Here is an 11,002-nt window from a genome sequence, read left to right as displayed (position 1 = left end):
CGGAATAGCCGAGAACAGGTTGGTAATAACAGTCGCACCCCAGAAGCTCATCTGACCCCATGGCAAAACATATCCCATGAAAGCAGTTGCCATCATAAGTAAGAAAATTATCACACCTAATATCCACAAAAGCTCTCGTGGTGCTTTATACGAACCGTAATAAAGTCCCCGCATAATATGCAGATAAACAACTATGAAAAAGAAGCTAGCCGTATTCATATGGATATAGCGGATCATCCAACCGTGGTTAACATCACGCATGATGCGTTCAACAGAGTCAAAAGCATAATCAATGTGAGGCGTATAGTTCATTGATAAAACAATGCCTGTTGCTATCATTATCGTTAATGACAAACCGGCAAGACTTCCAAAGTTCCACATATAATTTAGGTTTTTGGGTGTTGGGTAGTCGTGAGCTGTATGATCGAGCATTGAGAACACGGGCAAACGATGGTCAATCCATCGTACAACCGGATTTGAAAATTTATCAGCAGACATTGCTATTATACCTCCAGAAGACTTGATAGATTAACCGATACGGATGACCGAGTCGGAAAGAAATGTGTAAGGCGGCACTTCAAGATTAGTCGGTGCCGGACCTTTGCGGATACGCCCTGATGTATCATAGTGCGATCCATGGCATGGGCAGAACCAACCATCATAATCACCACGCACTTCACCTGTTTTCTGACCAAGCGGAACACAACCAAGATGCGTACAGACGCCAACGACAACAAGTAACTCAGGCCGCTGGACACGCGCATCATCTGGCTGTGGGTCACGCAGGTCATCTCCATTTGCGGTTTCAGCACGGGCAATTTCATCAGCCGTACGGTGCCTTACAAAAACTGGCTTGCCACGCCATTTGACAGTGATCGACTGACCTTCGGCAATTTTCGAGATATCGACTTCGGTATTGGCAAGCGCCAATGTATCTGCTGCCGGGTTCATCTGATCAATTAGCGGCCACGCAACGGCGGCGGCACCAACCGCGCCCATCGCATAGGTCGCTACTACAATGAAATCGCGACGCTCCGGATCTTGCAGACCCTTGGTATCTGGTGTCGATTTTGTCATTCTATCCTCTACAACTGTTAACCCCTATTAAGGGCCCTGCCTCCTAGCAGCAGTTCCGGGCACAATTTCACCCAAATCTTGCCGTGTTTTACACGGTAACGCGTCAGTTTCATACCCTCTTTTTATCTGTTTTTATACAAAAACAGCCTATATTTCAGTGGTGATAGATTTCACCTTATGGCCACCGCACCTCTGGCGGCATGCTCATTAGAATCGCCTCAATATTCCCACCTGTTTTCAAGCCGAACAATGTTCCGCGATCATAGAGCAAATTGAACTCTACATAACGTCCACGCCGGATTAACTGTTCGTGTCGTTCGGCATCGCTCCATGGCTGATTCATAGTTGCTTCGACAATAGCGCTGTATCCATCCTTGAAAGCAAGGCCAACATCCCTCGTAAAGGCGAAATCGGCGTCCCAGTTACCCGTATCCAGATTGTCATAAAATATTCCACCAGCGCCACGCGGTTCATCACGATGCGGCAGATAGAAATAGTCATCACACCATTTCTTATATTTAGGATAATAGTCAGGATCATGCGCGTCACAGGCAGATTGCATCGCCGAATGAAACTTCGCCGCACTACCCTCATCAGGTAAAAGTGGGGTTAAATCGCCGCCACCACCAAACCAGCTTTTGCTTGTCGAAATAAAGCGTGTATTCATGTGGGCCGCTGGCACATGCGGATTACGCATATGGGCGACAATCGAAATGCCAGACGCCCAGAAATCACCTGTGGTTTCGGCACCTGGAATTTTGCTACGAAACTCATCAGAAAAAACGCCATGCACAGTTGAAATATTAACGCCAACTTTTTCAAATACGCGGCCATGCATGATGCTCATCTCACCGCCGCCACCGCCTTCACGGTGCCATGTCTTGCGCTCAAAACGGCCAGATTCTTGATCGGGCGCAATGATACATTTATCCTCAATAGCTTCAAACTGCGAACAGATATTGTCACGCAACGAAGCAAACCAAGCACCAGTTGCCTGCTTTCTGTCATCCAAAACGGTGTTTGTATGCCCATTCATCTGCACATCAAGACCCTATATCTTCGCCAATAGGTCATATTTGCCAAGCGTAAAACCTGAAGCGACCCATAGCTTTTGTAGCTTGATTAGAATTTCGCCACAGACAGGCCCATTGTCAACGCCATGCGACAATAAGTCTGCCCCCGTAACCGGACAGATCGGTGCCACCCAGCTTTGCAATTCATCCCAGCGTGTAACCGAAAAGCGTGCCTGTGCCCGCCGCGTTTTTACCGCATAGATAGCCGCTGAATCATCGCCTAAAAACCAAGCTGCCTGTTGCCATTTGTCACCTGCTAGATCAGGCAAAGCGGTATCAATATCCCGATCCATTGCCTGTAGGCGACGTGTTTCTGACTTGCTAAGGCGAAGGCGTGTTGCCAATGATGCCGTTGTACCCACAGGCATAATGCTTGCCAGCCCAATCAGCCAGTCAGCCCGATCAGGCGCATCATCAGGGGCAAGATGATGGGTGTTGAAATCGACATCACAAGCAGCTTTGGCAAGCCCTGTAGTCTGCATCAGGTTGCACGCGGTTGCCGCACCATCTGCCACAAGAATCAGTTCCATTTCGCTGCGCACCCGCTCACTAGATAGATTTTGAGCCAAATCCGCATTGCGCTGTAATGCCGCAAGCGCATCAGCATCAATATTTCCATGCCCAAACCGATATAAAAACCGGCAATAGCGCATCATACGAAGCGCATCTTCGCGGACGCGTTGGTCAGCATCGCCAACAAAGCGCAAACAGCCCTGTTGCAAATCTGCCTGCCCATTCAGCGGATCAAATAATGCCCCTGCCGCATTCATATAGATTGCATTGATGGTAAAATCGCGTCGCCGTGCATCTTCCAGCCAGTCGGGGCTATGGCTTACTTTTGCATGGCGTCCATCAGTCTCGGTATCCAGCCTTGTATGTGTGACCTCGATCTTGGTTTTGTCCTGTAGCACCGTGATCGTGCCATGTGACAGACCCGTATGAATCACCCTCAGGCCAGCCTGTTCAAGATCACTGGCGAATGTTTCAATGGGCATATTGACTGCCATATCAATATCACCAACGGATATGCCAGCCAGCCAGTCACGCACGGCGCCACCAACAATCCGCGCTTCGCCGCCCGCTTTGCCCGCTATGTCAAAGATTTGAAGAACAAGCGATTGATTGGCAAATGGTGGCAATGACCGCGGCGCAGAATTTATATCTGATGGTGCCAAACATGGCTGTCTAGTTATCATTATCTTCAAAGCTACCAGAACTAATCACGCCATCTTTAATAACAGCAGGGCTGTAGCTTGTGCCCGGGGTGCCTGCCCCGCCTTCAAGAGCGATAACACCGATGAAAAATACAGCTAAACCAGTTAGGCCGCCGATGATGTAAGATGTTGATATCTTAATGTCACTGGGATCAAGCCCCGCCTTTACTGCACGGCGACGTTGCCACGCTTTGACCAAGCTCATCACAATAATGGCTGCACCAAGCGCAGATAGAATAATCAGATATCGCCGCATTAACCTGTTCCTTTTTGCCCTTGAATATGCAACCTGTCGGACAATTCGACGATGATGGCCGCTGAAAGTCCCCATATATAATGGGTTGGATGATCTATAACCCAAGTTTGTCGTGCAACACCATCACGTTCATGTATTTGTCGCCTGTAATTCTGACGATCTAGCATATGATCAAGCGGTAATAGCAAAATATCATCGACCTCAGCCGGATCAGGCGAGAGCATCACTTGGGCACCCTCGTCACGTCCGATCATACCGACAATTGGCGCGACAATAAAGCCCGCAGGACTTCGTAGAACCGAAAGTGACCCAAGTATGGTCACGTGATCAGGTTTTAATGCCACTTCCTCATGCGCTTCGCGCAAAGCGGCATCAACCGGCGTGGCATCATGTGTTTCAATTTTGCCGCCGGGAAAACTGATCTGTCCTGCGTGAGTGGCCAAATGCGGCGCGCGGCGCGTCATGAGAATATGCAAGCTATGCTGATGCTTGATTAAACCCACCAGCACCGCCGCCGGCCTGTCGGTTGCGAGCGCGGATTCGGACATATCCTTGATATCGCCGTTCATATGGTGCGGCGGCGTCAGCACCGATGTAATTTTTGCTAGATCACCCATAACGATCAATCCATAAGCGGAAAAAAGCTACCCGCACTCCAAACACCCAGACGGCCATCATCGTCCGATTCAGCCAGTGCCGCCAATTCGTAATAAACAGGCCGGCTCAGTTTGGCATCAAGCCGGTCTCTGATCGTGACATAGGGGCGCGCATCACCATCCTCGGCTGTTTGCATTCGTAGCTTATGATCATTATCGATGCGCACAATATCACCGACATTCGTTGTGAGTTTCAATTCACGGTCTATCCCCTGTCCAGTTACCGCGAGGGCAATGCCAATAAATGGGGCATCTTCAACCGTTATTTGCCCGCGTTCAACCGGCGTAACCAACCAGAATGTGCCATCTTCATACCGTTGAAGCACCGATGCAAACAACCGCACCAAGCCCTGACGCCCAATAAGACCACCTTCATGAAACCAAGTGCCGTCAGCCGCAATACGAATATCGAATTGCTGCGGCGTTAACCGGTTAATTTTTTCAAGCGAACTTTGCGTTTTTGTAATGTCAGACGGGGTTTTAGCCATGCGACATAATATCAGGATTTTACCATCATAAAAATTATTTTTAAGTCGCTAACCTTTTGTAAATCTTTTTCTGAGATAATACAGCCTTGAGATAGAAAAAATGATGTTTAAGCATTGTTTTAATTCGCTTTTTATTATTTGAGGCAATGTGTTGAAACTGTGCGAATAGACTGTACGAATACTGGGATGGAACAAAGATTAATCAAAAAACGTGTCATTAAAATTGAAAAACACGTTCTAGAGGGTAAAAATCTGCTTGGCCAGATTCTGTTGTTAAAATCATGAGAAAAGTGATGCGTTCAGAAATTCTGATAAACAAAAAGGGGATCGTCCAGTCATCAGCAGGCGATGCCCCGCCAGAAGGCGGTGTATGTGTTATCCGCACCAATCAGGAATATTCAATTACCTTTGATGATAAACCGTCACCATCTGCGCTGATTAGTCTTATTCGTACATTAAGATCGGCTTCTGGAGCGATGATTTTGACTGGTAAACACCTCAACGAAAACCACCCAACCCCGCAAAATGCCTTTATCACAATTGCCCGCATGGCATTGCACACTATTGAAAATGAGCCAGATGCCAAATTCAAAAGCCAGCTTGACCTTTTTTCTATGACCCATTCAGGCAACCATCAGCTTCCCGAAGCCTTAATGCCACTGGCGCGCCTGAATCTGCTTGGCAAAGACGTGCCATCCGCGTTGATGCAGGTGGTGAATGCCAACATAGATAATCTGGTTTCAATCGGACAGACAATGTCGATGCGATTATGCTTTCTATCTTTACCGCAAAGTTTTTTATGGCCAGAGGTAACAATACAAAAAGGCGATACGCTTGATGAATGTTTCCCCAAAGATACAGAATATTGGCTCAGTGTAATATATGAAACGGCTTTTGCCCTGAAATTACCCCTGTATCATCATGGCATCATCAAAATGTCAGGAATTATGCCTGACGACACGCATCTTCCATTCCATCGTCTAATCTATCCCCTCGCCCCCATATCAGACCGCCCGCATAATTATCGTGTTCTCAGCGTTGCCTGTGTCACCGACCCTGATAATGCGCCCATCATCTGACCTATCTAATCACTTCAAAAGCCAAGAAAAGCCTAGCGTATTAAAAACAAAGCATTTTTTATGTAGCCTTTAACGGATAAGTAACCTTTTTAAGATACATTAGAAAACGAATAGAGATACGTCGCCATATCTTGGACTTTAATTCACTAGGAGGAAAATTCATGGCTCGCTTACCCGACTTGGAAACAGAGCAGTCAAAGGCAACAACGATTTTGCGTGCTATGGGCAATTCTAAACGTTTGCGTATTCTCAACGAACTTGCCGATGGACAAGAACGTTCAGTGTCTGAACTTGAGGAAATCATCGCTACACTTAGTCAATCAGCATTATCACAACATCTTGGTCGCTTGCGACGGGCAAATATTGTGCGTACACGCCGCGCCTCACAAACCATCTATTACTCGATAGAGGATGCTGATGTTCTTCGTATTCTACGTTTGCTTACGCATATCTATATAGATGATCCTGCGATGAAGAAAACTAGACACTAACAAATTGTATAATGTATATATTATATCATATACTCAGCCTTCGTTCTTGAAAGCTGGGTAACGTCATGTTGCCTTGGATGCGTCCAAACTGAGGTCAAAAGTAAATAACGCCCCAAAACCGGTATAATTTGAGTTGAATAGCATTCTTATTTGTGCAAAACGGTGTTTCAAGAGAGGGTTAAGGCGGATTTAATCATCATCTCTGTTCATAAGCACATGATCTGGCGTTACATATAAATGTATATTTATCTACCCATTGCGGAAATTTCGATGCATATCGGGATCATTATTGGTCTTGGTGGCGGAGTCGGCTTTTTATCAGGACTTTTTGGTGTCGGCGGCGGTTTCCTTATGACGCCCCTGTTGATTTTCTTTGGTGTGCCGCCAGTTGTGGCTGTGGCTACCGAAGCTAATCAGATTGTCGCCTCTTCAGTTTCAGGCGTGCTGGCACATATGCGACGAAGCAATGTCGATTTCAAAATGGGAACCATTCTTCTTATTGGTGGTGTTATCGGCTCAACACTTGGCGTGTTTCTTTTCGCGCTCCTGCGTGAACTTGGCCAGATTGATCTGGTTATCAAACTTTCCTATGTCGTCCTACTGGGCATCGTTGGCAGCCTGATGCTTGCCGAAAGTGTGCGTGCCATTCTGCGCACACGCCAGCCTGGCGCGGCGCGCGGCAAGCTGCATCAGCATAACTGGCTTCATGGCCTGCCATTCAAAATGCGGTTTCGCCGCTCGAAGCTCTATATTTCAGCCTTACTTCCTCTGGGTATCGGCGCTTTTGTTGGTGTTCTAGCTGCTATTATGGGGGTTGGGGGTGGCTTTATTATGGTGCCCGCAATGATCTATATCCTTGGCATGCCAACGGCTGTCGTGGTGGGCACATCGCTGTTCCAGATTATCTTTGTTACAGCCAACGTGACAATTTTGCAGTCTGTTCAGACGCAAACTGTTGATTTTGTGCTTGCTGGCCTGTTGCTGTTCGGGGCGGTTATTGGCGCGCAGTTTGGTACCCGTGCTGGCGCAAAATTGCGCGGTGAACAGTTGCGCGGCCTTCTTGCGCTGATGGTGATTGCTGTCTGTGTAAAGCTGGGCTTTGATCTGGCTTTGCATCCCGCCAGCCTCTATTCGGTGGAGTTGCTGAAATGATAAGACATTCCCATCATAATCACAGCGCATCTATCCGCATGACCTTTATACTGTGGCTTTTGACATTTGTATCTATCAGCTTTGGTGCGCATGAAGTTAGCGCACGTGATGCCCAGCTTGTTGCCGATTTATCGGAAAATTCGGTTTCGATAGAAAGTGATTTTCATGGTACCGAGCTATTGCTATTTGGTGCCATCGACGGCATGCAAGGCGACGATATCATTATCGTTGTGCGTGGACCCGATGTCAAAATTGCCCAACGCCGCAAAAGCAAGGTGGCTGGCATCTGGATCAATGTCGAAACAAATATCTGGACCAAGACACCAAGCTTTTATCAGATTTTGGCAACACGTGACCTTGCCAAGATTGCCGACGAGGACACTTTGCAAACCCTTGGCGTTGGCGCGCATAATCTGGCATTGCAGATTGCGCCCGAAAAAGATCCGATTGAAACAGGCCTGCCTATGCCAACTGTGAATGGCATGGTTGGCGAACTGACCGCAAATATGAGCAAAATTGGACTCTGGGGCGCCAAAATAGATACCATAACCCTCAAGGAAGGGGCTTTGTTTCGAAGTGTAATTGACCTGCCATCGAATGTGCTTTCAGGCCTGTATGATGTCAGAATCATCCATATGCGTGACGGCATGGTGTTAAGCGAAGACAATGCCAGCATCACCATTAATAAAGGTGGGCTCAGCGCCACAATTTATAATATGGCACATCAATATTCGTTCTTTTATGGATTATTTGCCGTTATTTTTGCTATTGCCGCGGGGTGGCTTGCCGCAGCTTTGTTCCGCAAAAAATAAAATGTCTTTCATGAATGCGTCTGAACTGGCTACTTCAACAACCACTAGTCAAATTCCATAACTGCATGTAATCTTCGGCGTGGCTTTTGAGATGATTAAGCCACCTGTTTCCTTGGAGGTAACCTTGGCTAAAACTAAAAAGAAACAAGATCCTGTTTTTCTTGTGGTCGTTGATGATAGTGAGGAAATGCATCAGGCATTGCAATTTGCCTGTGGTCGCGCCGAAGCGGTAGGTGGCAAAGTTGCTTTGCTATATTGTATAGCCCCATCCGAATTTGAGTATTTTGCTGGGGTTGGTGAATTAATGCGCGCTGAAGCGCGTGAAGCGGCAGAAGAAAAAATGTCAATTCACGCTGAATATGTTCAAAAGCTTACCAACAGCACGCCGATACTTTATGTCCGTGAAGGCGATATTCGTGATGAACTGCTAAGCCTTATCCGTGAGGAAACAGATATAAGCCTGCTTGTCCTTGGTGCCGATACAAATTCCGAAACGGCTGGACCTCTAATTTCTTTCATGGTTGCCCGTGGAGCTTCAGATTGCCGCGTGCCGATTACGGTTGTCCCCGGCAACTTAACTGACGAACAGATTGACGCCCTTTTCTAGGCTCGCTAACAAGGATTATCTTATGCGCACTTTTTTTGTATCCCTAATTGGAATTGGATTTTTATTGATGAGTAATCAGAATGACGCCGTAGCTGGTGAAACAATGCTTCTTGAAACAAGTCAGGGACAAGTCGAAATCACCATGTTACCTGACGTGGCTCCACAACATGTCGCCCGTATTACCGAGTTGGTAAATGACGGATTTTATGATGGCATTATCTTTCACCGTGTGATTCCAGGTTTTATGGCACAAACAGGTGATCCAACAGGCACTGGCATGGGTGGATCAGGGGCAAATCTTGACGCTGAGTTTACCGATTACCAATATCGGGAAGGTACTGTCGGTATGGCGCGTGCAATGAATCCAAACAGTGCTGATAGCCAGTTTTTCATCTGTTTCGACGGATGTGGCCATTTGACCGGACAATATACCGTGTGGGGTCAGGTCGAACGTGGCATGGATATAGTGAAAAAGCTGGCAGTTGGCGAACCACCAGCAACACCAGATAGAATCGTTTCAGCACGCATGCTTGACTAGGCCACTGGCCTTACGGTACGGGGTCGGGACGAAAAATAAACAATAATCCCGACCCATATCAGCCCAAATGTCGTTGCGTCTGCCACGATGAAGGGGGCGTCATATATAAAGACGCCTATCGTGAGCTGGGTTGTGGGATTAAAATAGAATAGCAAGCTTGCCATGGTCATGGTCAGTGCGCGGTTACCTGCATGAAAGAAAAGCAGAGGCAGAATTGTCAAAATACCTGCCATAACAGCCAACATTATGTTGATAGCACCGCCACCAAAAAAGATGGGCGTACCTTGATGAACCAGCCACAAAAGATAGGCGATGCCAAAAGGCAGTAAAATAACCGATTCGACGAATAGACCGTTGACAGGATTTACCCCCAATTTTTTGTGAATCACAGCATATAGACCAAAGGTTCCCGCCAAAAACAGCGATAAAACGGGGGGTTCACCTGCAAAAATGCTTTTCGTCATGACACCACAAGCTACCAGCGCAATTGCAAACCAGCCCATGCGATCAAGACGTTCCCCCAGTATCAAAACACCAAGCAAAAGCGCGACAAGGGGATATATGAAATAACCAAGTGCCGCCTGTACCATTTGTCCGCTTTGCACGGCATAAATAAAGACTGACCAGTTTATGCCAACCAAAAGTGTCGTCGTTCCAAGGCCTATTTGAAGATTACGCTGGCGAAGCATAGTAATAATCTGGCCAAAGCCTCCCAAAAATGGCATTAACAGCGCCAGAAAAACGCCAGACCAGATCGCACGATGTGCCACAATTTCATAAGGCGTGGCGGAATCCACACTATTGATATATATGGGTAGAACGCCCCATAGGAACCCGGCAAAGATCGCAAAAATGATGCCACGTGTTTGGGCGTTATGTGGTTTAGGTGCAGTTGTTGACATAGTGCCAACCGCATCTGGATGTTCTGAGGCCATAAGCAAAACACTTTCAAAGAAATAATGGATTCTGAACGTTAAATGCACGCATTTGACCCCAGCATTATCTTTATTAGGCGCAAGTAAAGTTATTGCCAAGCTAATTACTGACTATAAAACAATGTATGTAAGAGCATAAAACAATTGACATTGGGTGACTCGCCACCCATATGTAATCTGCCGAGGGTTATTTTGGGCTGAATTTCGCATTTGCGCACGGCATCAAGATAACCACGCAACAATTTGAGATACTAAACCATCGGCAGGTTTAGTTTGAAGTTGGAGACTAATAGAATGTCACAAGGCACTGTTAAATGGTTTAACACCCAAAAAGGTTACGGTTTTATCGATCCTGATGATTCTGGCAACGATGTGTTTGTTCACATTACTGCTGTCCAGAATTCAGGCCTTAACGGTCTGAACGAAGGTCAAAAAGTAACTTATGAACTTGAAGAGCAGCGTAACGGTAAAATGGCCGCTGTAAATCTTGAAGTCGTAGAATAAAATAAAGTTGGCTGTAAAACCAATTGGCAGTGTCCACAAGACAATGCCACCGATCATAAAAAAAGCCGCTCCGTAAGGGGCGGCTTTTACCTTGCATGATCATCTTTCGGCCTTTACTTC

At 46.8% G+C, this 11,002-nt stretch carries 15 protein-coding genes; 7 read left to right on the top strand and 8 right to left on the bottom strand.

Annotated features, from left to right (window positions below; genetic code table 11):
• From ABNT28_RS07935 to ABNT28_RS07905, 7 genes are all read right to left on the bottom strand, one after another.
• A partial coding sequence (locus ABNT28_RS07935; protein WP_348721342.1) for a cytochrome b N-terminal domain-containing protein occupies positions 1-498 on the bottom strand: 498 nt, incomplete at its 3' end.
• 30 nt (positions 499-528) lie between these two features.
• Complete coding sequence (petA, locus tag ABNT28_RS07930; RefSeq protein ID WP_348721341.1) at positions 529-1,077, bottom strand: ubiquinol-cytochrome c reductase iron-sulfur subunit; 549 nt, start codon at positions 1,075-1,077, stop codon at positions 529-531.
• A gap of 175 nt (positions 1,078-1,252) precedes the next feature.
• On the bottom strand, positions 1,253-2,113 hold the full coding sequence (gene hemF, locus ABNT28_RS07925; protein WP_332924335.1) for an oxygen-dependent coproporphyrinogen oxidase: 861 nt from the start codon (positions 2,111-2,113) through the stop codon (positions 1,253-1,255).
• Positions 2,114-2,128: 15 nt separating this feature from the next.
• Positions 2,129-3,325 (bottom strand): CCA tRNA nucleotidyltransferase, encoded by a 1,197-nt coding sequence (locus tag ABNT28_RS07920; RefSeq protein ID WP_332924336.1) that lies wholly within the window; start codon positions 3,323-3,325, stop codon positions 2,129-2,131.
• 10 nt (positions 3,326-3,335) lie between these two features.
• Positions 3,336-3,620 carry a hypothetical protein gene (locus tag ABNT28_RS07915; RefSeq protein WP_332924337.1) on the bottom strand — a complete coding sequence of 95 codons (285 nt, stop codon included), beginning with the start codon at positions 3,618-3,620 and terminating at the stop codon, positions 3,336-3,338.
• On the bottom strand, positions 3,620-4,237 hold the full coding sequence (locus ABNT28_RS07910; RefSeq protein ID WP_332924338.1) for a CoA pyrophosphatase: 618 nt from the start codon (positions 4,235-4,237) through the stop codon (positions 3,620-3,622). The genes ABNT28_RS07915 and ABNT28_RS07910 overlap by 1 nt, the downstream gene beginning before the upstream one ends.
• Before the next feature lie 5 nt (positions 4,238-4,242).
• Positions 4,243-4,764 (bottom strand): DUF1285 domain-containing protein, encoded by a 522-nt coding sequence (locus tag ABNT28_RS07905; RefSeq protein ID WP_332924339.1) that lies wholly within the window; start codon positions 4,762-4,764, stop codon positions 4,243-4,245.
• Between the two features lie 293 nt (positions 4,765-5,057).
• Between ABNT28_RS07905 and ABNT28_RS07900 the strand changes: the two genes are divergently transcribed.
• The 6 genes from ABNT28_RS07900 to ABNT28_RS07875 all read left to right on the top strand — a co-directional run bounded on the left by ABNT28_RS07900 (position 5,058) and on the right by ABNT28_RS07875 (position 9,443).
• Complete coding sequence (locus tag ABNT28_RS07900) at positions 5,058-5,843, top strand: hypothetical protein (protein WP_332924340.1); 786 nt, start codon at positions 5,058-5,060, stop codon at positions 5,841-5,843.
• Positions 5,844-6,004: 161 nt separating this feature from the next.
• Entirely contained in the window at positions 6,005-6,334 is a 330-nt protein-coding gene (locus ABNT28_RS07895) for a metalloregulator ArsR/SmtB family transcription factor (RefSeq protein WP_332924341.1), read from the top strand.
• A gap of 237 nt (positions 6,335-6,571) precedes the next feature.
• On the top strand, positions 6,572-7,486 hold the full coding sequence (locus tag ABNT28_RS07890; RefSeq protein ID WP_332924342.1) for a sulfite exporter TauE/SafE family protein: 915 nt from the start codon (positions 6,572-6,574) through the stop codon (positions 7,484-7,486).
• Positions 7,483-8,298, top strand: a complete 816-nt coding sequence (locus ABNT28_RS07885) for a TIGR02186 family protein (RefSeq protein ID WP_348721340.1) — start codon at positions 7,483-7,485, stop codon at positions 8,296-8,298. Before ABNT28_RS07890 ends, ABNT28_RS07885 begins: the two co-directional genes overlap by 4 nt.
• Before the next feature lie 124 nt (positions 8,299-8,422).
• The gene (locus ABNT28_RS07880; protein WP_332924344.1) at positions 8,423-8,905 is read left to right on the top strand and encodes a universal stress protein; all 483 of its coding nucleotides are present in this window, start codon (positions 8,423-8,425) and stop codon (positions 8,903-8,905) included.
• Positions 8,906-8,972: 67 nt separating this feature from the next.
• Positions 8,973-9,443 (top strand): peptidylprolyl isomerase, encoded by a 471-nt coding sequence (locus ABNT28_RS07875; protein WP_332924345.1) that lies wholly within the window; start codon positions 8,973-8,975, stop codon positions 9,441-9,443.
• Here the strand turns inward: ABNT28_RS07875 and rarD are convergent.
• Positions 9,440-10,378: an EamA family transporter RarD gene (gene rarD / locus ABNT28_RS07870; RefSeq protein ID WP_332924346.1), complete on the bottom strand. Its 939-nt coding sequence runs from the start codon at positions 10,376-10,378 to the stop codon at positions 9,440-9,442. The genes ABNT28_RS07875 and rarD overlap by 4 nt on opposite strands.
• Before the next feature lie 294 nt (positions 10,379-10,672).
• On the opposite strand from rarD, the gene ABNT28_RS07865 reads away from it, so the two are divergent.
• Entirely contained in the window at positions 10,673-10,882 is a 210-nt protein-coding gene (locus tag ABNT28_RS07865) for a cold-shock protein (protein ID WP_041860926.1), read from the top strand.
• The last annotated feature ends 120 nt before the right edge of the window (positions 10,883-11,002 follow it).

This window comes from uncultured Candidatus Puniceispirillum sp. (assembly GCF_963979125.1).
Classification (GTDB): Bacteria; Pseudomonadota; Alphaproteobacteria; order Puniceispirillales; family Puniceispirillaceae; genus Puniceispirillum.
Note: the sequence above shows the minus strand (reverse complement) of the source record. Positions and strands in the feature narration are given on the sequence as shown.